The following is a 25,844-nucleotide window of genomic DNA, read 5'->3' on the forward strand; positions in this document are numbered from 1 at the left end:
AGCATTGAGAGGTGGTTCACGGATGAAACACATCGCCACCTTAAGGTGCACCACCGTCTGCGGGAAGTGACTGAATGTCGCACCCGGAGAGCGGGTGCGACAAGCCGCCTCAGCGACATTCGGTCACTTCTGCCGGGCGTTGGGGGACAGCACAATGCGCCGGCCGATGGACCCCAAGCTCGCGTCGGCGCATCTCCGGCCGTCGGGGCTCCGGCCTCGACGGTCACCTCGCCGGCGTGATGTGGGAAGGGGGGCTCGCCGGCTTCGTCAATCGATATTCAAAGGGGAATCGTCATGATTGATTCGACGGTCGTTGACCTGTCGCGGTTGCAGTTTGCCGCGACGGCGATGTACCACTTCATCTTCGTGCCGCTGACGCTGGGCCTGTCCTGGCTGCTGGTCGTCATGGAAACCGCCTACGTCATGAGCGGCAAGGAAATCTACCGCGACATGACCAAGTTCTGGGGCAAGCTCTACGGCATCAACTTTGCCCTGGGCGTGACCACGGGCATTACCATGGAGTTCCAGTTCGGCACCAACTGGGCCTACTACTCGCACTACGTCGGCGACATCTTCGGTGCGCCGCTGGCGATCGAGGGGCTGATGGCCTTCTTCCTCGAATCGACCATGGTCGGTTTGTTCTTCTTCGGCTGGAACCGCCTGTCCAAGGGCGGTCACCTGGCGGTGACGATGCTCATGGCGCTGGGCACCAATCTGTCGGCGGTGCTGATCCTGATCGCCAACGGCTGGATGCAGGATCCGGTCGGCTCGGTGTTCAACCCGGTGACCATGCGCATGGAACTGGTCGATTTCTGGGCGCTGGTCTTCAATCCGGCGGCGCAGGCCAAGTTCGTGCACACCGTGGCGGCCGGCTATGTCGCGGGTTCGCTGTTCGTGCTCGGCATTTCGTCCTGGTATCTGCTGAAAGGCGTGCACATCGAATTCGCTCGTCGCTCCTTCCGGGTGGCTGCTGCGTTCGGGGTGGCCGGCGTACTGTCGGTGATCGTGCTCGGCGACGAGTCGGGATATGCCGTCTCCGAATCGCAGAAATCCAAGCTTGCCGCCATCGAGGCGATGTGGGAGACCGAACCGGCACCGGCCGGTTTCAACCTGATCGCGTCGATCAACGAGGCCGAGCAGAAGAACGACTGGGCCATCCGCGTGCCCTATGTGCTCGGTCTGATCGCGACCCGGTCGACGAGCGAGACCTTGCCCGGCATCCGCGAGATTCGCGCCGAAAACCGGCTGCGCATCGAGAACGGTGTCCAGGCCAACCTGGCACTGGAAACGCTGCGCCGCGATCCGCAGGACGAAATGGCGCGGTCGACCTTCGAAAAACATCAAAAAGACCTGGGTTACGGTTTGCTGGTCAAGCAGTACAGCCCGGACCTGAGCCAGGCCACGCCGGCGCAGCTCGATCGCGCCGCGCATGATTCGGTGCCGCGCGTGGCGCCGCTGTTCTGGTCGTTCCGCGTGATGGTCGGCCTCGGTTTCGCGATGCTGGTGCTGTTCGCCGTGGCGCTGTGGTCGAGCATCCGCAACAACTTCCAACAGAAGCCATGGCTGCTCAAGTGGGCGCTGTATTTCATCCCGGCACCGTGGATCGCGATCCACAGCGGCTGGCTGGTCGCCGAATACGGCCGGCAGCCGTGGACGGTGTTCGGCACGCTGCCGACCTACCTGTCAGCCTCCAGTCTGTCTGCCGCCAGCCTGTGGGGATCGATTGCCGGTTTCGTCGGTTTCTACACCCTGCTGCTGATCGCCGAGATGTACCTGATGTTCAAGTACGCCCGTCTCGGCCCGGTGGCCCTGCAACCCAACCAGGCCTGAAGGAGTTCCCGCAATGTTCGATTATGAAACCCTGAAACTGATCTGGTGGTTGCTGGTCGGCGTGCTGCTGATCGGCTTCGCGATCATGGACGGTCACGACATGGGGGTTGGCACCCTGCTGCCCATCCTCGGCAAGGACGACACCGACCGCCGGGTGATGATCAATACCGTCGCGCCGCACTGGGACGGCAATCAGGTCTGGTTCATCACTGCCGGTGGCGCCATCTTCGCTGCCTGGCCCTTCGTCTATGCGACGGCCTTTTCCGGGCTGTACTGGGCGCTGCTGCTGGTCTTGTTCGCGTTGTTCTTCCGGCCGGTCGGCTTCGAGTACCGTTCCAAGCTGCCCAATCCGGCCTGGCGCAGCGCCTGGGACTGGGGGCTGTTCGCCGGCAGCGCAGTACCGGCGCTGGTCTTCGGCGTGGCCTTCGGCAACCTGTTCCTCGGTGTGCCGTTCCGGCTCGACGAAACGATGCGCTCGTTCTATTCCGGTTCGTTCTGGGCGCTGCTCAATCCCTTCGCGCTGCTGGTCGGCGTCGTCAGCCTGTCGTTGCTGACGCTGCAGGGGGCGACCTTCCTCGCCCATCGCACCGAAGGCGCGCTGCAGGCACGGGCCAAGCTGGCCGGCAGCGTGCTGGCCGTCGTCCTGCTGCTGGCCTTCTCGGGGGCCGGTTTCGTGGTGTCGCGGATCGACGGCTACGTCATCCAGTCGATCCCCGATGTCGGCGGGGTGCTCAATCCGCTGATGAAGGAAGTCGTGCGTCAGCCCGGTGCCTGGTTCGGCAACTTCAACAAGGCGCCGGTGCTGTGGCTGATTCCGGCATTGGCCTACGTCGGTGCGATCGGTGCGCTGGTCGCGCTGCGTGTCGGGCGGACGCTGTTTGCCTTCGTCGGTTCGTCGCTGGCCTGCCTGTCGGTGATCCTGACCGCCGGCGTCGCGCTGTTTCCGTTCGTGCTGCCGTCGTCGGAATTGCCCAAGGCCAGCCTGACCGCCTGGGATGCGACGTCGAGTTACGTGACGCTGAACGTGATGCTGTGGGTTGCCCTGATCTTCACGCCCATCGTGCTGGCCTACACCGGCTGGGCTTACCGCGTGATGGCCGGCACGGTCACCCGCGATTACATCAAGGCCAACGACAAGGCGCTTTACTGAAAGAAAGGAAAGACGATGTGGTATTTCACCTGGGTTCTTGGTCTGGGGTTCGCCGTGCTGCTGGCGGTGGTCAATGCGCTGTGGCTCGAAGCGCAGGAGAAAAAACAGGATTGAGGCGCGGTTGACCGCAAGTCTTGATGAATCCTGCAGGCGCCGGGAATCCTCCCGGCGCCTGATTTTTTCGGAGAAAACCCTTGTCCGATCCCGTTTCCGAGCCGCACGTCGCGGCCTTGCGTGCGATTGTCCGGCGTTTCGGTCGCGTCCCGCGCTGGTCGGCGATAACCGTCGTCGCCGGTGTGCTTCAGACCGCGGCCGGCATCGCGCTGGCGGCGATACTGGCCAGCCTGTTTCACGGCCTGGTCATCGCCGGGCAGCCGTTTGCCGGGTTGTCGTCGACCTGGTGGCTGATCCCGCCCTGCCTGTTGCTGCGGGCGCTGGCCGGGATGCTTCGGGAAGAGGCTGGCGGACGCGTCTCGCTGGCGGTCCGCCGTTCCTTGCGCGGCGCCTTGCTCGACCGTTTGCATGAACTGGGACCGGCCTGGCTGCAGCGACATCAGGCCGGCAGCCTGAATGCCAGCCTGCTCGAGCAGGTCGAGGCGATGGACGGCTATTTCGCCCGCTATCGTCCGCAGCAATGGTTTGCCGTGCTGACGCCGCTGCTGATCCTGGCGGCGGTCGCCCGCTTGAGTTGGGCGGCGGCGCTGATCCTGGCGCTGACTGCGCCGCTGATTCCCCTGTTCATGGTGCTGGTCGGTTGGAGTGCGCGCCAGCGGCAAAGCGAACAGTTTCTTGCGCTGCAACGGATGAGCGGCCATTTCCTCGATCTGGTCCGCGGGCTGCCGACCTTGCGCCTGCTCAATGCGCACGGGCGCATGGGCGACGAGGTGGCGATGGTGGCCGATGAATTCCGTCGCCGCTCGATGCAGGTCCTGCGGCTGGCTTTCCTGTCCGGTGCGGTGCTCGAGTTTTTCGCCTCGATCGCCATTGCCCTGTCTGCCGTCTATTTCGGCATGAGTTTTCTCGGCCATCTGGATTTCGGCCTTTACGGCGTGCCGCTGACATTGCAGACCGCCATGTTCGTGCTGCTGCTGGCCCCCGAGTTTTACCAGCCTTTGCGCGATCTCGGCACGCATTACCATGCCCGCGCCGAGGCCCTGGCGGCGGCTCATGCGCTGCAGGCGATCCTGTCCGCCGAGACGCCGCAGCCGGCCGGCGGCGCGACGGTGCCAGGCCGGCGACCGCCGGCGCTGGCGCTGGTCGCGGTCGATTTTTCCCATCGCCCCGGCGAAAGCGTGCTACGGCAATGTTCGCTGCAGGTCGCCGCCGGCGAGGCGATCGCCATCTGCGGGCCGAGCGGCGGCGGAAAAACCACCTTGCTTCGTTTGTTGCTCGGTCAACTGTCGGCCCAGAGCGGTCAAGTCTGCGTCGACGGCGAAGCGATCGAGACGCTCGACCTGGCGGCCTGGCGCGAGCGTGTCGGCTGGATGAACCAGCATCCCCGCCTGCTGGCCGGCAGCCTTGCCGCGAATCTGCGCGTCGCCCGTCACGATGCGCCGGACGACGAATTGCGCGAGGCGCTGTGTTTTGCCGGCCTGGGCGACTGGCTGGCCGGGTTGCCGGCCGGGCTGGCGACAGCGCTCGGCGAGGGCGGCCGGGCGCTTTCCGGTGGCCAGCTCAGACGACTGGCGCTGGCCAGGGTCCATCTGCGCCGGGCCGACGTGTTGCTGCTCGACGAACCGACGGCCAGTCTGGATGCGCAGACGGAGGCCTGGGTCGTGGCCAGACTCGGCGAACTGCGGGCCGGGCGGACGACGATCCTGCTGACGCATCGAAAAATGCCGCTGCAGATCGTCGACCGCAGCCTTCACCTCGAATCGGGTTGCCTGACCGAAAGGCCGGCAACGAACCCTTCGCTAAACCCACGGCAAAGGCAGGCCTGATGACCATTCATGACGCTTTTCGGATGCTGCGCCCGTTTTGCGGCCGCCTCGGCGGTGCCGGCCGCTGGCTGCTCCTGGGGAGCTTGCTCGGCACGCTGACGCTGATCGGCAGCCTCGGCCTGCTGTCGCTGTCCGGCGGTTTTCTCAGCGCGGCGGCCGTGGCCGCGCTGACGCCGGCCGGCATCGCCGCTTTCAATTTTTTCCTGCCCGGTGCCGGCGTCCGTTTCTTTGCCATGCTCCGGACGCTTTGCCGCTGGGGCGACCGGGTCGTCACGCACGAGGCCACCTTCCGCTTGCTGGCGGCGTTGCGCGTCTGGCTTTACGGCCGTCTGGCTCGTCTTTCACCGCGCCGGATACTGACCCTGCATGGCGGCGACGTACTCAATCGTCTGCTGCGCGATGTCGACGCCCTGGACAATCTGTATCCACGCTTTCTGTTGCCGACAGCTTCCGCCGTGCTGGCCTGCCTGGCAATGGGATGGTTTTTCCTCTGTACCTGGCCGAGCCTGTGGTGGTTGCCCGCCCTGTTCCTGGCGAGCGTGTTGTCGCTGCTGCCGCTTGCCGGCTGGGCGCTGGGCCGCCGGCCGCTGCCGCTGCTGATGCGCGGTCGGGCGACGCTGCGCAGTCACCTGCTCGACTGTTGCGAAGCGCTGGAGGATTTTTCGCTGCATGCAGCGGCATGGCGGGAACAATGCCGACGGACCCTGGCGGTCGATGCCTGCTGGCTGTCCACGCAGCTTCAGGCGGCACGCCGGGCGGCCGGATTGCGTGCCGTGGTGGGGCTGCTGGTCGGTCTGGCGGCCTGGCTCTGTCTGGCGCTGCTGGCCGTGATGGCAGAGCCAGGGGAGGGGCCCTGGCTGGTGGCGGCAGTACTGCTGATTCTCGGTGCTGGCGAATTCCTGTTGCCGCTGGCCTCGGCTGCCGTGGATCTGCCCGGTACGGCGACGGCAGCCGACAGGCTCACGGCGCTGGCCGAACAGCCGGCGGGCGACGATCGTCCGGCACCGGGCCTGCAGCCGACCGATGGCAGCATCCACATCGCCGGCCTGGGTTTCGCCTGGGATGCCGACGCTCCGATTCTGGCCGACCTGAATCTCGACATTCCGCTCGGGCAGCACGTGCTGATCTGCGGTGCCAGCGGCTGCGGCAAGACAACCCTGGTTCATCTGCTGAGCGGTTTCGAGGAAGCGCAGGGTGGTTCGATCGAGATCGGCGGCGTGCCGCTGCCTCGGCTCGACGAAAGCACATTGCGCCGCCATGTTGCCTGTGCCAGCCAGTTAGCCTGGGCGAAAACGGCGACGCTCGCCGACAATCTGCGTCTGGCTCGGCCGGATGCCGCGGCTGCGGTGATGCACGAAGTTCTGGCGACGGTCGGACTGGAGCCGGCCAAACTGGGCTGGCGGCAGGGTCTGGAAACCTGGATCGAGGCCGGCGGCGCCAGTCTGTCCGGCGGCCAGCGCAAGCGCCTGGCCGTTGCCCAGGCCCTGCTCAGGGATGCGCCGATCACGATTCTCGACGAGCCGAGCGAAGGGCTGGACAGTGCCTCGGCACAGGCGCTGCTGAACCGCGTCGGTGAGCGTTTGCGGGGACGAACCCTGATCTGGATCAGTCACCGCGACACGGCGGCTTATCCCTTCGACCAACGGATCGAATTGCCGGTATTGGGCGGGAACGCCTGACATCGGTAAAACCCGCCCGGCGAGACGGCGGCACGCGGTTCAAACCATCCCCGGAATCGTTGCCGCTCGCGCCGCCAGGAAATCCACCAGCAGCCTGACCCGCGCTACTGCCGCCCGTTCCGGCACGATCAGCATGTTCAGCGGCACCGGGTCGGGTGTGTAGTCCGGCAGGATTGGCACCAGACGCCCGTCGGCCAGCAGATCGTCCACCAGCCAGTGATGCGTCGGCGCGAAGCCGCGCCCGGCCAGCAGTGCCTCGCGCGCCGCCAGACCGTGGTCGACGCGCAGCGTGCCGCCGACCGCCACGACGTGGCGCTGACCGTCCGGCCCCCGCATCGACAGCGTCTCGCTGCCCAGCACATTGCTCATGCGGATGCCGGCGTGGTCGCGCAGGTCTTCCGGCTTGGCCGGTACGCCCTGCTTGGCCAGGTAGGACGGCGCGGCGACCAGCAGTCGGCGGCTGTGGCCGAGCGCGCGCAGTTTCATCGCGCTGTCGCCCAGCGGCCCGAGGCGCAGCGCGATATCGACGCCATCGCGCACCAGATTGACCCGCTCGTCGGCCAGGCTCAGATCGACGGTGATGCCCGGATGCGCGTCCTGAAAGGCGAACAGCAGGCGCGAGACGTGCAGCACGCCCAGCGCGGCGGTGCACGACACCCGCACGGTGCCGGCCAGCGCGCCGCTGATTGCCCCGACGTCCTGGCAGGCCTGCTCGAAGAGCTGCAGCAACTGCAGCGTGCGCTCGTAGAACAGCCGCCCCTCGTCGGTCAGGCTGACCCGCCGCGTGGTGCGGGCGAACAACTGGACGCCCAGCGCTTCCTCCAGTTCGCGGATATGGCGGGTGACGGTCGGCTGACCGGCTTCCAGCTCGCGCGCCACGGCCGAGAAATTGCCGCGTTCGGCGACGCGGGCGAAGGTGCGCAGGCGCTCCAGGGTGATCGTCGATATATCCATGATCCGAATATATTATATGTACTCATGCTCCGTGGATCGGTTCTGCCGGCCGCTCTATGCTGGCGCCTTCCATCGCCACGGAGGTTTCCATGAACGTACTGATCGTCTTCGCCCATCCCGAAGCCCGCTCCCTCAACGCCGCCATGCGCGACGTCTGCGTCGAGGAACTGCAGGCGCAGGGCCATACCGTGCAGGTCTCTGACCTTTACGCGATGCGCTTCAAGCCGGTCGTCGACCGCGACGATTTCCCGCTGCTGCCGCCCGGCGAACGGCTCAAGGTCGCCGCCGCCTCGCAGGCCGGCTACGCCGCCGGGGCGCTGACCGACGACGTGCTGGCGGAAATCGCCAAGCTGCAATGGGCCGACGCGCTGATCCTGCATTTTCCGCTGTGGTGGTACACCATGCCGGCCATCCTCAAGGGCTGGGTCGAGCGCGTCTTCGCCTACGGCTTTGCCTATGGCGTCGGCGAGCACAGCGACGCCAAATGGGGCGACCGCTTCGGCGAAGGCAGCCTGAGCGACAAGCGCGCCATGGTCATCACCAGCACCGGCGGCTGGCAGGCGCACTACTCGGCGCGCGGCATCAACGGGCCGCTCGACGACATCCTCTTCCCGATCAACCACAACATCCTCTACTACCCCGGCGCCGCCGTGCTGCCGCCCTTCGTGGTGTACCGCGCCGACCGTCTGCAGGAAACCGATTTCCCGCCCATCGCCGAAGCGCTGAGGGCGCGCATGCGCGGGCTGTTCAGCGATGCACCGATTGCCTATCGCCGGCAGAACGGCGGGGATTACGAGATTCCGGGGTGTGAGTTAAAGGCTGGGCTGGCGCGGCCGGGGAGTGGCGGGTTTGGCTTGCATGTGGCAAGCGGCGGGAGCGGTGAGCCGCTTGCCTGACGCGCCCGGTGGACGGAATTTCCCGGAATCCTGCGGTCGACCGCAGGATTCGTCGAAATTCCGCTTGGGCGACGGGGCGATCCGGCGTTGCTGGCGGGCGCGCAGGATCCGCTGGATCGCAGCCTCAGGAAATGAGGTTTTTCAAGGCGCCAAGCCAGGGCATCCAGCGCGGGTCCGGGCCGGCATAGGCGTTCCAGGTCGTGTTGTTGCATACGTAAGCAACCGCCGTCCCGCTTTCCGGATGAGCAAAGCCGATTCGGCCTCCCATGCCCGGTTGTCCGAAAGAACCGTGGCCGAGCATTGGCGATGCCGCGTAAGGCAATTCGTAACCGAGACCGAAGCGTTGTTTCAGCGGCATTGGCAGGGCCTTGGCGAAGCTTGGTGCGTACAGGCCGCGCAAGAATTCCGGGTACGGCTCCAAGGGCAATCCATCGGTCCGCGGGGCGCGTATCCGTTCCATCGTCTCCTGGCGCAACAGCCTCGTTCCATCGACTTCACCGATCAATGCGGCATACATCCTGGCCAGGGAGCGCGCATCGCTGACGCCATTGCCCGACGGAATTTCCGCGACAAGCGCTTCGCGGAGGTTCATGAACCAGATGAAAGGATTGGCCGAGAAATTGCTGTTGAAAATCGGTGCGACCCGGTTTTCTTCGCTCAAGGGCAAGCCGATCCAGGCATTGAGTCCCAGGGGTTTGGCGATTTCGTCGGCCAGAAAGCGGCCAATCGTTTTTCCGGAAACCCGGCGAACCAGTTCCCCGATCAGGTAGCCGTGAGTGGCCGAGTGATACTGATAGGCGGTTTCCGGCGTCCATAAGGGTTTCATTGCTGCCAGCGCGTCGATGCAACGCTGCCAGTCGACCAGCCCCAGCATCTGGATGCCGGTGTCGGGAGGAAACCAGGGCAAGCCCGAGGTATGTGACAGCAGCGCAGAGACGGGGATGCCCGCCTTGCCGTTGGCGGCAAATTCCGGCCAGTAGCGTGAGACCGGCGCATCAATATCGATCTGTCCGCGTTCCGCCAGCATATGCAGGCATGTCGAGACCATGCCTTTCGCGGCAGAAAATATCACGGTGATGGTTTCGCCGGTGTAGGGGCGGTTGTTGACCTTGTCCAGCCCGCACCAGAGGTCGACCACCGCTTTTCCATGCCGATAGATGCACAACTGCGCGCCGCCCGGATCGTTGGCCTGGGCTGCCGCGAAGGCTTGGCGCACGCTTTCGTAGCCGTCGGCGACATGGCCTTCCACCTTGATCGTTTTGCTGTCTTCGACTGCCGTCTGTGCCTTTGCTTCGGGCATCAGTCCGTTGATCTGGCTGCCCATGCCCAGCGCAGCGGCGGCGGTCATGAACTGTCTGCGGCCCGTTCGGATTTGTTGTTTTTCCACGTTTGTTCCCTCGCTTTTCCGGTACCGGGTCAGAATGACACCGTACCCCGGAGGCCGATCGTCCGCGGTACGGTGCGGGTGGCGAAATTGACCGGGTTGGGGAAGGTCTGTCCGCGGTCATTCATCAGGTTCTCACCGTAGAGCTCGATGCCGTACTGTTTCCTGCTCAACGAAAGGCGCAGGTTCAGCAGTTCGATCCTGTCGTTTGCCGCTGTCGCGTTGTATGTCCTCTGCGCAAAGACCGAACTGCCACGAACGATGTAGTCGGCGCGGAAGCGCGCTTTCACGTTGTGGACGAGGCTGGTCTGCGTTTCGACAAAGACGGCGTAGTTGTATTTCGGGATGTAATTCAGGCGATCACCCTCGGCATAGGAACTGTTGGCCTTGACGGAAACGACTTCGGTGTCCTGCAGCGTGCCGTTGGCGCCGAACGTCACCCAGTCGGCAGGCCGTACTTTGAAGGCCCAGTCGAGTCCCTTGATGTGCGCGCGCCCGATGTTGTCGGTGTAGAAGGTGTTGGGCGTCGCGGCCAGGGTCGACGTCTGCATGTCGGTATAACGACTGACAAAAGCGGCGATTTGCCCGCCGAATAGTCCCCCCATCGCTTCGAACTTGCTGCCGAGTTCATAGCTCCAGACGGTTTCCGGCTTGAACGTTCCGGGAAATGCCGGATTGGCGGCGTTGAAGCCGCCGCTTCGGAATCCCTTTGCCGCACTCGTATAGACGTTCCAGTCCCGCATCAGCTTGTACGAGGCGTACAGCCGGGGATCGATCGAGTCGAAGTGCTGGCTGCTTTGTCCGGCATTGGGGGCCGCCTGTTCGTCGATGAAGTAGCGCAGGCCGCCACCGATCTGGAATCGCTCCGTCAGATCGAAACTGGTGTTGCCATAGAACGACCAACTCTTCGACTTGATCGGCGTAACGGTCACCGTAGCGGGAACGGGCAAGGGGGTGGGGCTGTTGATCGCTCCCATCTGGGAGGCGGTGACGGTCTGGTTGTAATCGACATCGCGGTAGAGTGTGCCGACCGTCCATTGCCAGCGGCCGGGGGTATCGGACATCAGCCGCAACTCACCGCTTTGTGCCTTGTCGCGGTTCTCGAACTTCGAGATGACACCGATCAGTCCGTTCGGCGTCGTACTGTAATAACCGCCCTCCGAGTCGTTGCGGAACATCGATCCGATCGCCAGCAGCTTGATACCGTCAAGGACTTCCCAATCTGCCGTCAGGCTGTAGAGTTCATGGTCATTCCGGGCCGACTGGACGGCGTTGGGCGCGAACGCCGGTAAGACGAGATTGCCGTCGGCGTTCTCCCCGTTGTTCAACGAGCCGACCTTGTTGCGATGGATCTGAACCATCGGGATCAGGGACAACCGGTCGGTGAGGGCGAACAGTCCCTTGATCCGTAGCTGCGCCAATTTTCCGTCGTTGATGTCTTTCTGGCCGGCGGTCGGCGCGTCGATCCAGCCGCCGGTATCCTCGAATGTGCCGGCGATCCGAAGGGCGGCCTGATCTCCGAGCGACAGATTGGCGACGCCGGTCAATCGCTGCGACGGGGCACCTCGCTTGGTGCTCGACACCTCTGCTGCGGCGGTCATGCTGGTCTCGCCGACGACCGCATCGTGGGTCAGGAAGCGAACCGTGCCGCCCATGGCACCCTGGCCGTACAGCGTGCCCTGCGGTCCGTTCAGCACCTCGACGCGTTCAATGTCCAGCGGACGGATATCCAGTCCTCCGCGGAGCGGTCCGTCAACGGCCACTTCGTCCTGGCGGATGCCGACCAGCGGGAAATTGCCGCCACCGGCGCCTTCACCGATCCCTCGCAGCATGACCCGGTTCTGAGCCATGCCCGTCACCACCGTGGTCATCCCGGGTACGGCGAATGACAGGCTTTGCAGATCGGTGATGCCCCGATTGGCAATTTCCTCGGCGCTCAGCGCATTGATTGCGATCGGTACGTCGATTTCACGTTGCGTACGCTGCTGAGCCGTGACAATCACTTCGCCCAGTTCGACAGGATTCCGGCTGCCTTCCGTAGCGGCGGTTCCATTCTTCGGAGCGGCACGGATCGCCACCGATCTTTCTCCCGTGAATTGGTAGGTCAGCCCGCTGCCGGCCAAGGCTCTATCCAGCGCTTCGCGGAGACTGTATTTACCCTTGACGCCGGGGCTTTGCGCGCCCTGCACGGCATGATCGGAAAAGAAGGGCTGCAGGCCGGATTGTCTGCTCAGCGACTCGATCGCCTGTTTGGCCGGTTGGGCGGGAATGTTGAAGTCGTAAGTGACTTCCTGACCGTGCGCGAAGGCGGAAGCAATGGCCAGACAGATGGCGGCCACGGGTTGGTGAAGATGCTGCATTGAAATCCCCTCTGGTTGGATTTGTTCGTACTCCCGGTGTATGACCGGGCGAGGGGAAGAAAACCGCCAGTTGTCGGAAAAATCCTTACGGGAATCCTGTTGACCGCACGCCTCTTCTCAGCGCCGGTCGATCCGCCAGTGTTGCGGGCCGGTTTGCGTCAGCTTGATCGGCAGTGCAGCGGCCATGGTGTGCAGGGCCAGGGGAAGATTGTCGGTCGGGAAGGTGCCGCTGACCCGGGTGTCCAGAATTTGCGGCGTGCTGACGGTGATGCCGGCAGGGTGATAGCGCCCCAGTTCTTCAAGCACCTCCTTCAGCGCTTGTCCCCGGAATACCAGTTGTCCCTCGCGCCAGGCCGAAACCGTGTTGAGATCGATCGGTTGCGGCGCAGTCAACTCGCCGGCGCGGGTGTAGCTGAGGCGCAAGCCGCGTTGCAGTCGCCGGGTAGGCACGGCATCGGCATTTCCGGAAATTTCGATTTCCCCATCCAGGACGGCGACCGACACCCGGTCTTCCATCAGCCGGACGTCGAACTGGGTCCCGATATCGCGGATTCTCCCGCCGCCGGCCAGCACGTCAAAAGGGCGGCTATCGTCATGGGCGACGGTAAACACGGCCTGGCCCCGGATCAGCCGGATTTCCCGGCTGCGCCGGGAATAGTGGACGGTGGCTTCCGAATGCGTGTTGAGTTCGAGTTGGGAACCGTCCGGTAGATTGATTTTCTTTCGCTCGCCCAGTGCGGTTCGATAGGTCTGCTCGTTGAGATGGCTGAGCAGGTCGGAATACCAGAGCAGGCCTGTCGCAAGCAGTAGCGCAGCGGCGAGCGCGACGAGCTTTTGCCGGCCCGGCCGCTTCCGGCACTTTTCCCGGTAAGCCCGGGCTTCGGCCAGCTGTCGATCGGCGATCTCGTCGATGTTGCGCATCCGTTCCCAGAGCGATTCCGCCTGTTCATAAGCCCTGCGATGGCTATCGCTGGCGTTGATCCACAGGAGGAAGGCGCGCTGGTCCTCGGCGCTGGATTCGCCATTATTTCTTCGCGCCACCCATTGGGCGGCGGTGTTCTGCAATTCGCTTGGCGATCTCGGCGTGGGCACAGGATAAGAGCTTGCGGTGAATCCGGTTGGCACTCATTGTATAAGACAGCCTGGTCGGGCAAGAACCGCCACGCATTGGACGACGCTATTCCCCGGCTCGTGCCAGGCAATGGGCTAGCGCTTTGGCGATATAGCGCTCCACCGTGCGTTTCGGAATGTCGAGCGCACCGGCGACTTCGCTTTGCGAAAGCCCGTCGATCCGGTGCAGCAGGAAGACGTGCCGGTAGATTTCCGGCAGTTCATCCAATGCGGACAGGCAGTTTTGCAATTCACTGCGCGCTGCAACGGTGGCTTCCGGACCTGGCGTCGACGCATGGAGCGTCTCCGGTTCGACATCGGGGTCGGTCCATTTCTCGCGGGTTTGGGTCTTGCTGCCGTGATCGTTCGCAACATTGGCGGTGATGCGATAAAGATAAGCGCGCGGGTTTTCCAGCGTGGTTTTTTCCGCGTAATCGATCAGCCGGAGGTAGGCATCATGAACGACGTCCCGCGAATCCTCGCGGCCAACGCGCCGACGTGCGAATGCCTCGAGTTCGCCGGCGTGTGCTTCGTAGAGCGTCCGGAGATTGTTGCCGCTCAATGGCTCAGCCTCCGCCCAGCCGCCCTCTGGCCTGTTTTGCCAGGTCGAAAGCGGTTTTCCGCATGCCGCCGAACATGTCGTCGAGGAACTGGCGGACGACCGCCGGGGCCTTTTCCGGTGAGCCCGCGTCGAACGGCGGTGCCGGGTCGTATTCCAGATAGAGCTGGATGGCCTTGGCGTAATCGGGGCTGCGCAGCAAGGCCGCGATTTCGAGACCGAAATCGATGCCTGCCGTCACGCCGCCGCCGGTGATCCGGTTGCGGTCCCTGACCACCCGTTGCCGGGTGGGGATGGCGCCGAACACATTCAACACGTCGTGCGTGGCCCAGTGGGAAGTTGCCCGGTAACCGTTGAGCAGGCCGGCGGCACCGAGAATCAGCGAGCCGGTGCAGACGCTGGTGACGAAACGCGCATTGCGGCCCCGGTCGGCCAGGAAGGCCAGGACTTCGCGGTCCTCCATCAAGGCAAAGGTGCCCGGAACGCCGCCCGGCACGAACAGCACGTCGAGCGTTTCCGGGCAATCGCGAAAGGCGGTGGTCGGTTTGACCGGAATCAGCACCGGGGTTTCCGGCTTGTCGCCGGCGACCACATCGAGATTTTTCCACAACAGGTGGATGTCGCGGTTCATCAAGGATTCGAATACCGTCAGCGGTCCGACCAGATCCTGCAGAAACATGCCCGGGTAAACCAGCAGACCGATGACGAGCTTGGGGCCTTCGGTCAGCGCGGCATAGCGCCGCATGGCATCGAGATGCAGCTGTTCGGCGCGCTCTCCGCCGGGACCTGCATCGGCCGACGAGTCCTGTGCGGCATCGCTCGTACCCGGTGTGCCGAGCAGGCGCGTCAGTCCCAGGATGCTCGTCCAGCGAGCAAAATCGCGTCGGTTCATCGATGTATTCCGGCATGCGGGCAGTCCGGGACTGCCCGACGAACGATTAGAAGGAGAAGTTGGCCGTGGCGGTGATCGTTCTCGGCAAGGCAGGAATGACCTGGCCACCGCCGAAGTAAGTTGTCGGAACGTAGTATTTCTTGTCGGTCAGGTTGACGATGTTCAGGCCGAAACGCGCTTTCCAGATCGTGTAGGAAAGCTGTGCGTCCCAAACCGTCGTCGCCGGCGTGAAGAAGGTGTTGGTCGATGTGCCCGGCAGCTTCGCGCTGTGGGTCAGGCCGAGGCCGAGGCCGAGACCGGCCAGACTGCCGCTGCGGAAATCGTAGCGGGTGGCCAGGCGGGCGGTCTTTTCCGGAACGTTGAACAGTTGCTTGCCGACCAGCGTGGCGTCGCTGTCTTCGGTGATTTCGGCCTTCTGCACGGCGAACGCGGCGATCCAGGCCCAGGCTGGCGTGGCCTGCCAGCGCAGGTCGACATCCACCCCCTTCGATTCCTGCTTGCCGGCCTGGATCGAATACCCGGGATTGGCCGGGTCACCGATCGCGACGTTCTTGCGCGTCAGATCGAACCAGGCCACGGTGGCGGTGACGCCCGCCAGATCCTTCAGACGGAAGCCGATTTCGGTCTGTTTCGATTCTTCCGGCTTGGGCGGTTTCGAGAAGACGGAAAACGCCGGTACCTGCATGCCTTCGCCGTAACCGGCGAATAGCGAGATGGCCGGCGTCAGTTCATACACTGCGCCGATTCTCGGCGTCAGTTTGGAATTGCTGCTGACGTTGTCGATACCCCACGACGGATTGACGTCGACCACCTTGATGTTCGAGTAGCGGATGCCACCCAGGAAATGCCAGTTGCCGATATCGACCTGGTCCTGGAGGTAGGCGACTTTCGAGGTGTAGCGGTTTTGCCAGTCGGGCGTTCCGGACACGGCGGGTTCGGACCAGGGGGGATAAACCGGGTTGGTCAGATCGACGTTGTTGGGGGAAATCGGGCCGAGCCCGTTCGAATAGGCCATGATCCCGTCATCGCGCGTCTTTTCGTAATCGACGCCGAGATTCAGCGTGTGGCTGGCTGGGCCGGTCCGGAATTTTCCGGTCAGGCTCGGCGACAGGGTCACGGTCTTGACGTTGGCCCACATGCGCGTGCCGCACATCGTGTTCAGCGTCGGCGTGGCGCTGCCGTAGGCCATGCAGCCCATCATGCCGGCCGAATCGACCAGCCAGGTTCCGCGTTGGTCCAGGGTGATTTCGTTGTAGGCGGTCAGCAGCGAGAAATGCCAGGCATCGTTCAGTTTCTGCGTCCATTGCAGGTTGACGCCCTTGGCCTTGTTGGTCGTCTCGGGAAGGTCGCTGGGGGCGATGTTGGTGCTTCTCGGCAGCGTGTAGGTCGAGGTGTTCAGCGTGCCGTTGACCGGCAGGGCGCTGTAGTCGAGCGTGGCGTTTTCGAGGTAGCGCAGGCGGAGTACCACTTTGGTATCGGCGCCGGGGTTCCAGGACAGGCTCGGGAACAGCGCGCGGCGCTTGAAGTAGACGCGGTCCGTTTCACTGTCGCTGTCGGACCATTCACCGGCGACCCGGAATGCCCATGCCGGATCGAGCGGCTGGTTGAGGTCGAAATGGGTGCCCTTTTCGCCGTAGGAGCCGATTTTGAAGCCGATCCGGCGCAGGGTTTCCTGGCTTGGCTCGGCCGTCGTGATCGCGATGGTTCCGCCCAGGGTGCCGTAGCCGCCAACGCCCTGACTGCCGTAAAGGGCGCCGGACGGCCCCTTGATGACGTCGATCCGTTCGGCGTTGACCAGACTTTCCTGGTTCGTGAAATTGCCTTTCATGGCAACGCCGTCGACCACGGTTGCCGAGGTGAAACCGCGAATCCTGAAGACCACGTTGTTGGCATCGCGTGGGTCGATCGAATTGATATTGCTGACATTGCGCAGGGCGTCGGAAAGGGTTTTCGATCCCTGATCCTCGATCATCGCCCGCGGCACGGTGATGACCGACTGCGGGATGTTCTCGACCGGCGTTTCGGTCCGCGTTCCTGCGCTGACCGATTTGACGACATAGCCGGAATCGGCGCGATCCCGGACCTCGATCGTGCCCAGTTGCGTGATTTCTTCTGCATGAATGCCGCCGAAACAGGCCGCCAAGGCGGTGGCGACGATGGTTTTGCGCAATGCTTGCCGGACAGCCGGCTGGTCGTCGCGATCGATGTTCATGAAATTCAGGCCCCGTGGTCAGAATGGCGGGCTGGAAAGCATGGATAAAAGACTCGCCCAAGACCCACCCGAAAGAACCGCCGGAGGTTAATCAAAACGATTCCGCTCGGGAATGCGACACGTTGTCGCACCGCCGGCAGCGCCTCGTGCCGGTTTCCGGTGCGACAACGTGTCGCAGGGCCTTCTGCCGCTCGCTTGCTAGAGTTCGCCAGCTTTTGCAACGGGGGAGATCATGCCAAAACACAAACCAAGCACACTTTTCCTGCTGATGGCGTCGGTATTCGGAACGTCGTCGGCCTGGGCTGAGGAATTGCCGGTGATGACCGAAATGACCGTCGTCGCCACCCGGACGCCGAATGCCGTCGACCGGACGCCGGCATCGGTCAGCGTGGCCAGCGGCGAGGCGCTGGAAGACATGCAGGCGGCGACGATTCAGCCTGTGGTCCGGACGATGCCGAATGTGGAAATGGGCGGCGGGCCGCGCGGCGATGCGCTGATCCCGACCATACGCGGCGTTTTCGGTGCCTCGGTCACGCTGTTGCTCGACGGCGCTCGGCAGAACGATATCCAGTCGCCCGGCATGAAGTCGCCTTTGTATGCCGATCCGTATTTCCTGAAACGGATCGAGGTGCTGCGCGGTGCGGCTTCGTCGCTGTACGGCAGCGGCGGCAATGGCGGGGTCATGTCGCTGAGCACGCTGTCGGCCCGCGACCTTCTTGCCGAAGACCAGAAGATCGGTGGCGGCATACGGGCCGGCTACGCCACGGGGGACAGTTCGTTCCACCTGAACGGCCGCGTCTATGGCGGCAACGACAAGCTCGATGCCCTGGTTGCGGTCGGCCGCCATGGCTGGGACAAGATCGATCAACCGGGGGACAGCCATCTCGACCCGAACGACGGAAATTCAACGACCGGCCTGGTCAAGCTGGGGGTCAATCCGGTGCGCGATGCGCGGATCGAGCTGTCGCATCAGTTCTACAAGAGCGAGAACCTGTCCACCAACAACCCGCTGTCGGGCCGTTATCGCAAGACCACGGACGTGGTCGCGTCGATCCCGTCGATCCAGCCGACCCACATCGACCAGCGCAACACCGTGCTCAAGGCAAGCTACGGCGATCTGGCGAAGCAGACGCCGCAGGCCGAGCTGAGCGTTTACCGGAGCTATCTCGAAGTCCAGATGGATCCCTACGGTACCAATCCGAAATACGGCAATGCAGCGATCGCCAACTACCAGCGCACGCTGACCCGTACGGACGGTGCCAATCTGCTGCTCAGCCATGCGATCGGCGGCCACCGTCTGGCGGTGGGCGGCGATCTGTTCATCGACAAGCTCGATTCCGCGTCGGGAACGGCGACGATTGCCGTCAATCCGGTCAACCCGGCCGGCGAACGCCGCGGCAGCGGTCTTTTCATTCAGGATGAGATTGCCTTCGCCGAGCACTGGAAGCTGATTCCGACCCTGCGCTACGACCAGTACAAGGCGACGCAGGATGGCGGCACCCAGCCGGCGAACGAGGAAAGCCGCCTTTCCCCGAAGGCGACGCTGGCCTGGGAAAACCGCGGGACGCTGGTCTATGCCAGTTATGGCGAGGGTTTCCGCGCGCCGGCAGTCAACGAACTGTTCCAGCGCAGCACCTTCGGCGTGTTTTCCTGGTTCCTGCCCAATCCCGCGCTGAAGCCGGAAGTCGATCGCACCGCCGAAATCGGTACCAAGCTGAAATACCGCAATCTGCTGACGGCCGGCGACAGCTTCCATCTGCGTGCGGCCTTGTTCCATTCCCGCGTCAGCGACCTGATCAGCAGCGTCAATCTCGGCAACATCCCGGGGCAGGTGACTTGCCCGGTGACCGGTACCGGCTGCCAGTACCAGTATCTGAACATCGCGCACGGCCGTCGTGTCGGCGGCGAGATCGAAGCCGGCTACAGCCACGACTTGTGGCGCTACAACCTGGCTTATGGCCGGGTCCGCGTCAGCAATCCGGACAGCCACGAGAACCTTTTTTCGCCGCCGGACAAGTTGACCGCACAAATCCGCCGCGCCTTGCCGGGGCTGGGCATTTCCGTGCTGTGGAACAGTACCTTCGTCGCCAAGCAAGACTACGACTCGACGGTGTTGCGTCGCCGTGCGGGGTATTCGGTGCATGACCTCTACCTGAGCTGGTCGTCCGTCGATGGCAAGTACCGTGTCGATGCCGGTGTCAGCAACCTGTTCGACAAGGCCTATGCGACCTACCAGTCGTCGAACATCTACACCAACACCTACCAGCAGGGGCGCAGCTTGCAGCTGGCCTTCAGCGCTGAGTTCTGAGGAGAGCGATCATGCATCGGGGAATCCTGTGTGGCCTGTTGGCGTCGGCGCTGCTGCCGCTCGCCTGTCCGGCCGAAGAAAGCGCCAGCAAAATCGGCATCGATTTCGCGTTGACCGCAGCCGGCCAGCCCTGGACTTGCTCGGCACCGCCGGCCCCGCTGGGGCGGGGGCAAGCCCCCAGCCGGCTGCGCGATGCGCGTTTCTACGTGCATGACATCCGGCTGATCCGCCATGATGGAGCGTCGGTGGCGCTGCGCCTGGCGCAGAACGAATGGCAGTACCTCGACGTCGCATTGATCGATCTCGAGGACGGGCAGGGCGGTTGCGTCGGCAATCGCGGCCAGCATGCCCGGGTCACCGGCGAGGTGCCGGCCGGCGATTACCGCGGCCTGCAGTTCACGGTGGGTGTGCCGGTCAGTTCGACGACGGCCGACGGCCGGGTCGTCCCGCTCAACCACAGCAATACCGAGCAGATCGCCGCGCCGCTCGACATCCAGGCGATGGCCTGGAACTGGCAGGCCGGCCGCAAGTTCATGAAGGTCGAGTTGCTGCCCGAAGGCGGCGTGGTCCGTGCCGAGGACACAGTCAAGGTATGGACGGTGCATCTCGGATCGACGGGTTGCGTCGGCAATCCGGCCAATGGCGAGATCGTCGCCTGTAGCAGCCCGAACCGTATCGTCGTCCGCTTCGACGATTTCGATCCGGCACGCCAGCGCGTGCTGTTCGATCTGTCGGCCTTGTTCGAGGGCTCCGATGTCGGACGGGACCAGGGCGGGGCGGCCGGTTGCATGAGTTCGCCGCAGGATCCCGAGTGTCCGGCCATCTTCCGCCAGCTCGGGTTGCCGCTGGCCGTCGATGGCGCGCCGGTAGCGGCGCCAACGCCGGCAACGACCAGCGTCTTCCGCGTCGGGTCGTGAGCATGCGCCGGCTATGCATTCCGGGGGTGTTGCTGGCCGTTTGCGCGGCCTGGCCGGTTGCCGCGCACCAGGGCATGGATTGGTGTCCCGATCCCGATGAGCCGGCCAGTGCTGGCGGCACCTGGGTCTGGCAGCTGCCGCGCAATTTTCCGGTACCCCGCGTGCCGGCCGACAATCCGATGTCGGCCAGCAAGGTCGAGCTGGGGCGTCACCTGTTTTACGAAAAGAAGCTGTCGGCCAACGCGACGGTCAGCTGCGGCAGTTGTCATCTGCAGTCGAGGGCGTTCACCGACGGCAAGGCCCGCTCGGCCGGCGCGACCGGCGAGCTGACCGCACGCAACGCGCAGAATCTGGCCAATGTCGCCTGGCACGCCACCTTCACCTGGGCCAATCCGGCACTGGTCAGCCTGGAACGTCAGATGCTGGTGCCGATCTTCGGCGAGGATCCGGTCGAAATGGGCATCAACGACCGCAACAAGCAGGCGGTGCTGCGGCGCATCGAGCAGTCGGCGAGCTATCGCCAGCGGTTTGCCCGGGCTTTTCCGGGCGAGCGCAAACCGGTTTCCTGGGACAACGTGATCAAGGCGATTGCCGCTTTCGAGCGTACGCTGATTTCCGGCGATTCGCGGTTCGACCGTTATCAGCGCGGCGAACTGGCGCTGGCGCCGGCCGAGATGCGGGGCAAGGACCTGTTCTTCGGCGAAAAGGCGGAATGCTTCCATTGCCATGGCAGCTTCAATTTCAACGATCAGGTCGTGCATGAAAAATCGCGCGAGGTCGAAACGCCGTTCCACAATACCGGGCTCTACAACGTCGATGGCAAGGGGGCTTATCCGGCCGCCAGCCAGGGCATCATCGAGGTGACCGGCAAGCCGGACGACATGGGCAAGTTCCGGGCGCCGAGCCTGCGTAATGTGGCGCTGACGGCGCCGTACATGCACGATGGCTCGATCGCCACGCTGGAGGCGGTGGTTGCCACCTATGCCGCCGGCGGCCGTAACCTGACGCAGCCGCCGCATGCCGGCGACGGGCGGCGTAATCCGCACAAGAGCGAGTTGATCGGCAACATCAGCCTCAGTCCGCAGGAACAGGCCGATCTGCTGGCCTTCCTGAAGACGCTGACCGACGAGGCCTTCCTCAACGACAAACGCCATGCCGATCCGTTTGCCGCCAAGGGAGGCAAGCCGCGTCCGGCGTCCCGCCGGTAAGCTGCCGGCAGTTGCCAGATGGCGCCGGTTCGCGGCACGATGCCGGTTTCCTGTTTGCCCGGAGCCGTCCGCCATGTCGTTCCTCCTTTCCGACGAAAGCCCCTGCTGGTTCGTCCGTGCCGGCAACCGTCTGTTGATGTCGCTCGATGCCGGCGGCAATCTGGTGCTGCCGAGCGACGGCCGGTGGGCGGTCGGCGAGGCGGTGCGCGATGTCGGGAACTGGCAGGGTCGCCCCTGTCATGCGGTCGACGTGCCGGAAACGGGCATTTTCCCCGGCCTGCAGCCGTTTTCGCTGCGCGAGGTGTTCCAGTTGGCCGGCCGCGACCTGTTCCAGCTGGCCGGGCGGGCGGCGCAATTGCTCGACTGGCGTCGCCAGCATCGCTACTGCGGCCAGTGCGGCCTGCCGACCGAGCGCAAGGACGGCGAATTCGCGATGCATTGTCCGGGCTGCGGGCTGCACGTCTATCCGCGCATTTCGCCGGCGGTGATGGTGCTGGTGCGCGACGGCGCGCGCCTGCTGCTGGCTCGCAGCCCGCGCTTCAAGCCCGGTGTGCACAGCGCGCTGGCCGGTTTCGTCGAACCGGGCGAAACGCTCGAACAGTGTGCCGAGCGCGAGGTCCGCGAGGAAGTCGGCGTGGCGATCGCCAATCTGCGCTATTTCGACAGCCAGCCGTGGCCCTTCCCGAATTCGCTGATGATTGCCTTCTTTGCCGATTACGCCGGCGGCGAGTTGCGGCCGGACGGCGTCGAGATCGAATCGGCCGGCTGGTTCCTGCCCGGACAGCTGCCGTTGCTACCCGATCCGATCAGCATTTCGCGGCGGCTGATCGACGCGGCGCTCAGCGCTTGAGCCGGCCTTTCACTTCGTAGGAAATGCCCGGCTGCTGCGGGTTGAGCGTGGTCGGCGGCAACCAGAACTGCGCTTCCCGGCGATTGCCGTCGACCACCAGGCTGCCGTGCAGGCTGCGGTTGAAGTCGGCATGGCGGCAGCCGGACAGCGTCAGCGCCAGGTTGAGCATGTTCGCGGTGACGCCCGGCGTCGCGCTGCCGCTCAGCCGGCAGCCGTTGTCCGGCGCCTGGCCGGAGACCACGCCGTGGCGGTCGATGGCGAGCGTGGTCGGCACCACGCTCAGCGCGCCGGGCAGCGGCTGGCCGTCCTGGTTGGCCGAGTAGCGCAGCAGCCCGCGCCATTCGCCGTAAGGCGAGCCGTAGGCATCGCTGCCCGGGGCGGCAATGATGCGGACGCTGGGGCGCGCGGCGTTGTCCTGCGCGCCGAGCGGCGCGGCCGCGAACAGGCCGCACAGGGAGAGGGCAATCCATCGCATGGCGGTCATTCTACGCCGGCCGGAAAAAAGCCCCCATGCTGCGGTCGACCGCAGCCAGCGGGGATTTTTGCCGCGCGGCGCTCACAGGATGCCGAGGACGTTTTCCGGCGGCCGGCCGAGCGCGGCACGGTCGCCGTTGACCACGATCGGTCGTTCGATCAGCTTCGGATGGGCGATCATCGCGTCGATCAGTGCCTGCTGCGACAGCGAGGGATCGGCCAGGCCGAGCGCCTGGTATTCGGCTTCGCCCTGGCGCATCAGCTGGCGGGCGTCGGTCAGGCCGAGCTTGGCCAGCAGGCTGCGCAGCGTGGCGGCGTCCGGCGGCGTTTCCAGATAGGCGACGATGTCCGGGACGATGCCCCGGCTTTCGAGCAGGGCCAGGGTTGCGCGGGATTTGCTGCAGCGGTTGTTGTGGTAGAGGGTGATGGTCATGGGTCAGGTGCCGCAGAAGGTCTGGTAGCAGGTGGTGAATTCGCGGGTTGCCGGTTCGCCGTAGGCGGCATCGGCCGGGCGCGCGTCGAAGGGTGCGCGGAGCACCTCGAGCAGGCGTTCGAAGGGCGCCAGATCGTTGTGTTCGACGGCCGCGTCGAGCGCCGCCTCGACCTGGTGATTGCGCGCGATGTAGCAGGGATTGGCCAGCCGCATGGCGGCCAGCAAGGCCGGCGCGCACTGTGGCTGGCGTGCCTGCCAGCGGGCGCTCCAGGCGACCAGGTCGGCGCCGTCGTCGTCGCTGCGCACGGCATCGCCGGCCAGCGCCAGCAGCCGGGCCGGCAGTTGGTCGGCGGCGTCGGCGAGGCGGGCGTCGTACAGCGCGCGGAAGGATTGCGTGAAGTCGAGGCGCAAACCCTTGATCAGCAGCAGGAAATCGTCGATCAGCGCCTGGTCGACCGCAGCATCGGCCTGCTCGTCCAGCCCGAGCTTGGCGCGGAAAACGCGCAGCCAGTGCGCCGCATGACGCTCCGGGAAGGCGTCGATGACCTCGGTGGCCAGCGTAACGGCGCGCGGGCTGTCGGCGTCGATCAGCGGCAGCAGCGTTTCGGCCAGCCGCGCCAGATTCCAGCGGGCGATGCCGGCCTGCTTGCCGTAGGCGTAGCGGCCGGCGCTGTCGATCGAGCTGAACACCGTGTGCGGGCTGTAGGTTTCCATGAAGGCGCAGGGGCCGTAGTCGATGGTTTCGCCGGACAGCGTCATGTTGTCGGTGTTCATCACGCCGTGGATGAAGCCGACGCCCAGCCAGCGCGCGACCAGTTCGGCCTGGCGTTCGGCGACGGCGGCCAGCAGGTCGAGGTAGGGCGTGGCGCTGGCGGCCAGCTGCGGGTAGTGGCGGGCGATGGTGTAGTCGGCCAGCCGTTTGACGCGTTCCGGGCCGTGGTGCGCGGCGAAGTATTCGAAGGTGCCGACGCGGATGTGGCTGGCGGCGACGCGGGTCAGCACGGCGCCGGGCAGCGCCCGGTCGCGACGCACCATGTCGCCGGTGGCGACCACCGCCAACGCCCGCGTGGTGGGAATGCCGAGCGCGTGCATCGCCTCGCCGATCAGGTACTCGCGCAGCGCCGGGCCGAGCGCGCACTTGCCGTCGCCGTTGCGCGAGAAGGGCGTGCGCCCGGAGCCCTTGAAGGCGATGTCGCGGCGCCGGCCGTTGCGGTCGACGACCTCACCGAGCAATAAAGCGCGGCCGTCGCCGAGTTGCGGCGAGAAACCGCCGAACTGGTGACCGGCGTAGGCCTGGGCGACCGGTTCGGCGCCGGCCGGCACGCGGTTGCCGGCCAGTGCGGCGACGCCGTCGGGGGCGGCCAGCGCTTGCGGGTCGGCGCCCAGTTCTGCGGCTAGTTCGCGGTTGAGTTGCAGCAGCACCGGCCGGCTGGCCGGCGCCGGCGACCAGCGGACGCAATAGTCGTCGAGTTCGCGGGCGTAGCTGTTGTCGAAGGTGAACAGGTCGGGCGTGGCGAGTTCGTTCGGGGCGGGGGCGTGCGGGGCGTTCATCGGGATTCGGTACGGGTCGTGGCGGTGGCGGGGGCTTGCCGGGTTGTGCCCGGTTCGATGCGCGCCCGGGGGATTGGTTCCTTGCGGCGGCCGGATCAGCGGCTGCGATGGTATGCCGCGACCAGCACCTTGGCCTTGAGCAGCATGATGTCCTTGAGCATGCGGATCTTCCGGCCGTGTTCCTGGTGCGCCAGATCGTAGATCTGTTTCTTCAGCGTTTCGTCGCAGGCTTCCGGAAAACTCAGCGACCATTGCGTGAAATAGCCGTCGTAGCTGTCGATGGTCCGGATCAGCTCGAAACGGAGCTTTTCCCGGTTTTTGGGCGGGATCGATGCCAGGGCTTCCTCGATGTCGGCATCGTAATCGTGGCTTTTCTGGCTGCTGGCGATGGGGAAATCGATGATCTGCGTCATGGCTGGCTTGGCGGCTTTGCCGGCGAAGTTGAAGGAAAGACGACAGAAAGTGCCATCTGGCGGCGGTTTTTTCCTCGGGTTGCAAATAACGCACCAGGCGGGCCGGAAATGCAGCGCCTGCTTGCGGTCGACCGGGGAAACGCCGGGTTTTTGCCCGGCTTCCGGTGTCGACCGCCGGCGCGCCCGCTCGATGTTCAGCCGGGGCGGCGGCGCCACAGCCAGCCGGCGAGCAGGGTGCCGCCGATGCCGATACCGAAGGCGAACCATGCGCTGGGCGAGTCGACGATGGCGTTGTGCCGGCGGATGTCGTCGTCCAGCGTCGCCTTCGTTTGCCCGTCGACGCTCAGGCCGAGTGCCGGACGGGCGCGTTCCGGGTCGTTGCCGGGGGCGTCGGCCAGGGTCCAGAAACTGAGTTCGGTGCTGCCGCGCTGCCAGTCGCGGTAGCTTGCGACGATGTCGGGTCGGTTGGTTTCGTAAGCCTGGCGGTCGCCGGCCAGCCGGAAGACCAGCCGCGGCGAGCGCCCGACGGCACCGCTGACGACCTGCTCGAAGCGGCCGCTGTGGTGGACGTAGGCGGCCGGGTCGAGCGGCAGGCGTGGCGACGGCTTGAGCACGAACAGCACGCCCATTGCGTTGAACAGGGAGCACAGCACAAGGACGAAAACGAGTTCGCCGCGGGTACGGATCAGGGGCATGGTCGATGGCGCTGCCGGGGTGGCGCCAT

General features: G+C 64.9%; 22 protein-coding genes. 10 read left to right on the plus strand and 12 right to left on the minus strand.

Features of this window, described 5'->3' with window-relative positions; all coding sequences use genetic code 11:
* Positions 1-294: 294 nt before the first annotated feature.
* The 5 genes from L0962_RS11045 to cydC all read left to right on the plus strand — a co-directional run bounded on the left by L0962_RS11045 (position 295) and on the right by cydC (position 6,599).
* The gene (locus L0962_RS11045; protein ID WP_234086487.1) at positions 295-1,830 is read left to right on the plus strand and encodes a cytochrome ubiquinol oxidase subunit I; all 1,536 of its coding nucleotides are present in this window, start codon (positions 295-297) and stop codon (positions 1,828-1,830) included.
* Positions 1,831-1,843: 13 nt separating this feature from the next.
* On the plus strand, positions 1,844-2,980 hold the full coding sequence (gene cydB, locus L0962_RS11050) for a cytochrome d ubiquinol oxidase subunit II (protein ID WP_234086488.1): 1,137 nt from the start codon (positions 1,844-1,846) through the stop codon (positions 2,978-2,980).
* 15 nt (positions 2,981-2,995) lie between these two features.
* Entirely contained in the window at positions 2,996-3,094 is a 99-nt protein-coding gene (gene cydX / locus L0962_RS11055) for a cytochrome bd-I oxidase subunit CydX (RefSeq protein ID WP_234086489.1), read from the plus strand.
* A gap of 80 nt (positions 3,095-3,174) precedes the next feature.
* A complete protein-coding gene (gene cydD, locus L0962_RS11060; RefSeq protein WP_234086490.1) occupies positions 3,175-4,920 on the plus strand; it encodes a thiol reductant ABC exporter subunit CydD in 1,746 nt (581 codons plus the stop codon).
* Between the two features lie 23 nt (positions 4,921-4,943).
* On the plus strand, positions 4,944-6,599 hold the full coding sequence (gene cydC / locus L0962_RS11065) for a thiol reductant ABC exporter subunit CydC (protein ID WP_234086491.1): 1,656 nt from the start codon (positions 4,944-4,946) through the stop codon (positions 6,597-6,599).
* A 39-nt stretch (positions 6,600-6,638) separates the two neighbouring features.
* On the opposite strand, the gene L0962_RS11070 is transcribed toward cydC, so the two are convergent.
* Positions 6,639-7,553 (minus strand): LysR family transcriptional regulator, encoded by a 915-nt coding sequence (locus L0962_RS11070; protein ID WP_234086492.1) that lies wholly within the window; start codon positions 7,551-7,553, stop codon positions 6,639-6,641.
* A gap of 89 nt (positions 7,554-7,642) precedes the next feature.
* Between L0962_RS11070 and L0962_RS11075 the strand changes: the two genes are divergently transcribed.
* Positions 7,643-8,449 carry an NAD(P)H-dependent oxidoreductase gene (locus tag L0962_RS11075; protein WP_234086493.1) on the plus strand — a complete coding sequence of 269 codons (807 nt, stop codon included), beginning with the start codon at positions 7,643-7,645 and terminating at the stop codon, positions 8,447-8,449.
* A gap of 124 nt (positions 8,450-8,573) precedes the next feature.
* On the opposite strand, the gene L0962_RS11080 is transcribed toward L0962_RS11075, so the two are convergent.
* From L0962_RS11080 to L0962_RS11105, 6 genes are all read right to left on the minus strand, one after another.
* Entirely contained in the window at positions 8,574-9,797 is a 1,224-nt protein-coding gene (locus L0962_RS11080; protein WP_234086494.1) for a serine hydrolase, read from the minus strand.
* A 68-nt stretch (positions 9,798-9,865) separates the two neighbouring features.
* A complete protein-coding gene (locus L0962_RS11085) occupies positions 9,866-12,193 on the minus strand; it encodes a TonB-dependent receptor (protein WP_234086495.1) in 2,328 nt (775 codons plus the stop codon).
* 117 nt (positions 12,194-12,310) lie between these two features.
* On the minus strand, positions 12,311-13,258 hold the full coding sequence (locus tag L0962_RS11090; RefSeq protein ID WP_234086496.1) for a FecR family protein: 948 nt from the start codon (positions 13,256-13,258) through the stop codon (positions 12,311-12,313).
* Positions 13,259-13,370: 112 nt separating this feature from the next.
* Positions 13,371-13,865: an RNA polymerase sigma factor gene (locus tag L0962_RS11095; RefSeq protein ID WP_234086497.1), complete on the minus strand. Its 495-nt coding sequence runs from the start codon at positions 13,863-13,865 to the stop codon at positions 13,371-13,373.
* 4 nt (positions 13,866-13,869) lie between these two features.
* The gene (locus L0962_RS11100; RefSeq protein ID WP_234086498.1) at positions 13,870-14,754 is read right to left on the minus strand and encodes a DJ-1/PfpI family protein; all 885 of its coding nucleotides are present in this window, start codon (positions 14,752-14,754) and stop codon (positions 13,870-13,872) included.
* Positions 14,755-14,800: 46 nt separating this feature from the next.
* Entirely contained in the window at positions 14,801-16,966 is a 2,166-nt protein-coding gene (locus L0962_RS11105; protein WP_234086499.1) for a TonB-dependent siderophore receptor, read from the minus strand.
* 232 nt (positions 16,967-17,198) lie between these two features.
* Here L0962_RS11105 and L0962_RS11110 point away from each other — a divergent pair, with 232 nt between their 5' ends.
* The 4 genes from L0962_RS11110 to nudC all read left to right on the plus strand — a co-directional run bounded on the left by L0962_RS11110 (position 17,199) and on the right by nudC (position 22,249).
* Positions 17,199-19,274, plus strand: a complete 2,076-nt coding sequence (locus L0962_RS11110; RefSeq protein ID WP_234086500.1) for a TonB-dependent receptor — start codon at positions 17,199-17,201, stop codon at positions 19,272-19,274.
* A gap of 11 nt (positions 19,275-19,285) precedes the next feature.
* On the plus strand, positions 19,286-20,191 hold the full coding sequence (locus L0962_RS11115; protein ID WP_234086501.1) for an MbnP family copper-binding protein: 906 nt from the start codon (positions 19,286-19,288) through the stop codon (positions 20,189-20,191).
* 2 nt (positions 20,192-20,193) lie between these two features.
* Complete coding sequence (locus L0962_RS11120; protein WP_234086502.1) at positions 20,194-21,399, plus strand: methanobactin export MATE transporter MbnM; 1,206 nt, start codon at positions 20,194-20,196, stop codon at positions 21,397-21,399.
* A 73-nt stretch (positions 21,400-21,472) separates the two neighbouring features.
* The gene (nudC, locus tag L0962_RS11125; protein ID WP_234086503.1) at positions 21,473-22,249 is read left to right on the plus strand and encodes an NAD(+) diphosphatase; all 777 of its coding nucleotides are present in this window, start codon (positions 21,473-21,475) and stop codon (positions 22,247-22,249) included.
* Here nudC and L0962_RS11130 read toward each other — a convergent pair.
* From L0962_RS11130 to L0962_RS11150, 5 genes are all read right to left on the minus strand, one after another.
* On the minus strand, positions 22,239-22,724 hold the full coding sequence (locus L0962_RS11130) for a hypothetical protein (protein ID WP_234086504.1): 486 nt from the start codon (positions 22,722-22,724) through the stop codon (positions 22,239-22,241). The genes nudC and L0962_RS11130 overlap by 11 nt on opposite strands.
* 81 nt (positions 22,725-22,805) lie before the next feature.
* Complete coding sequence (gene arsC / locus L0962_RS11135) at positions 22,806-23,156, minus strand: arsenate reductase (glutaredoxin) (protein WP_234086505.1); 351 nt, start codon at positions 23,154-23,156, stop codon at positions 22,806-22,808.
* 3 nt (positions 23,157-23,159) lie between these two features.
* Positions 23,160-24,707 (minus strand): YdiU family protein, encoded by a 1,548-nt coding sequence (locus L0962_RS11140; protein WP_234086506.1) that lies wholly within the window; start codon positions 24,705-24,707, stop codon positions 23,160-23,162.
* 95 nt (positions 24,708-24,802) lie between these two features.
* A complete protein-coding gene (locus tag L0962_RS11145) occupies positions 24,803-25,120 on the minus strand; it encodes a hypothetical protein (protein ID WP_234086507.1) in 318 nt (105 codons plus the stop codon).
* 194 nt (positions 25,121-25,314) lie between these two features.
* Complete coding sequence (locus L0962_RS11150; RefSeq protein WP_234086508.1) at positions 25,315-25,815, minus strand: hypothetical protein; 501 nt, start codon at positions 25,813-25,815, stop codon at positions 25,315-25,317.
* Between the last annotated feature and the right edge of the window lie 29 nt (positions 25,816-25,844).

The sequence above is a fragment of the Azonexus sp. R2A61 genome (genome assembly GCF_021401135.1).
Classification (GTDB): domain Bacteria; phylum Pseudomonadota; class Gammaproteobacteria; order Burkholderiales; family Rhodocyclaceae; genus Azonexus.

Excerpts from the sequence above, each read along its gene's own strand:
- L0962_RS11045 (WP_234086487.1), top strand. The coding sequence starts at position 295 with ATGATTGATTCGACGGTCGTTGACCTGTCGCGGTTGCAGTTTGCCGCG.
- cydB (WP_234086488.1), top strand. The coding sequence starts at position 1,844 with ATGTTCGATTATGAAACCCTGAAACTGATCTGGTGGTTGCTGGTCGGC.
- cydX (WP_234086489.1), top strand. The coding sequence starts at position 2,996 with ATGTGGTATTTCACCTGGGTTCTTGGTCTGGGGTTCGCCGTGCTGCTG.
- cydC (WP_234086491.1), top strand. The coding sequence starts at position 4,944 with ATGCTGCGCCCGTTTTGCGGCCGCCTCGGCGGTGCCGGCCGCTGGCTG.
- L0962_RS11070 (WP_234086492.1), bottom strand. The coding sequence starts at position 7,553 with ATGGATATATCGACGATCACCCTGGAGCGCCTGCGCACCTTCGCCCGC.
- L0962_RS11075 (WP_234086493.1), top strand. The coding sequence starts at position 7,643 with ATGAACGTACTGATCGTCTTCGCCCATCCCGAAGCCCGCTCCCTCAAC.
- L0962_RS11080 (WP_234086494.1), bottom strand. The coding sequence starts at position 9,797 with ATGACCGCCGCCGCTGCGCTGGGCATGGGCAGCCAGATCAACGGACTG.
- L0962_RS11085 (WP_234086495.1), bottom strand. The coding sequence starts at position 12,193 with ATGCAGCATCTTCACCAACCCGTGGCCGCCATCTGTCTGGCCATTGCT.
- L0962_RS11100 (WP_234086498.1), bottom strand. The coding sequence starts at position 14,754 with ATGAACCGACGCGATTTTGCTCGCTGGACGAGCATCCTGGGACTGACG.
- L0962_RS11105 (WP_234086499.1), bottom strand. The coding sequence starts at position 16,966 with ATGAACATCGATCGCGACGACCAGCCGGCTGTCCGGCAAGCATTGCGC.
- L0962_RS11110 (WP_234086500.1), top strand. The coding sequence starts at position 17,199 with ATGCCAAAACACAAACCAAGCACACTTTTCCTGCTGATGGCGTCGGTA.
- L0962_RS11115 (WP_234086501.1), top strand. The coding sequence starts at position 19,286 with ATGCATCGGGGAATCCTGTGTGGCCTGTTGGCGTCGGCGCTGCTGCCG.
- L0962_RS11120 (WP_234086502.1), top strand. The coding sequence starts at position 20,194 with ATGCGCCGGCTATGCATTCCGGGGGTGTTGCTGGCCGTTTGCGCGGCC.
- nudC (WP_234086503.1), top strand. The coding sequence starts at position 21,473 with ATGTCGTTCCTCCTTTCCGACGAAAGCCCCTGCTGGTTCGTCCGTGCC.
- L0962_RS11130 (WP_234086504.1), bottom strand. The coding sequence starts at position 22,724 with ATGCGATGGATTGCCCTCTCCCTGTGCGGCCTGTTCGCGGCCGCGCCG.
- arsC (WP_234086505.1), bottom strand. The coding sequence starts at position 23,156 with ATGACCATCACCCTCTACCACAACAACCGCTGCAGCAAATCCCGCGCA.
- L0962_RS11140 (WP_234086506.1), bottom strand. The coding sequence starts at position 24,707 with ATGAACGCCCCGCACGCCCCCGCCCCGAACGAACTCGCCACGCCCGAC.
- L0962_RS11145 (WP_234086507.1), bottom strand. The coding sequence starts at position 25,120 with ATGACGCAGATCATCGATTTCCCCATCGCCAGCAGCCAGAAAAGCCAC.
- L0962_RS11150 (WP_234086508.1), bottom strand. The coding sequence starts at position 25,815 with ATGCCCCTGATCCGTACCCGCGGCGAACTCGTTTTCGTCCTTGTGCTG.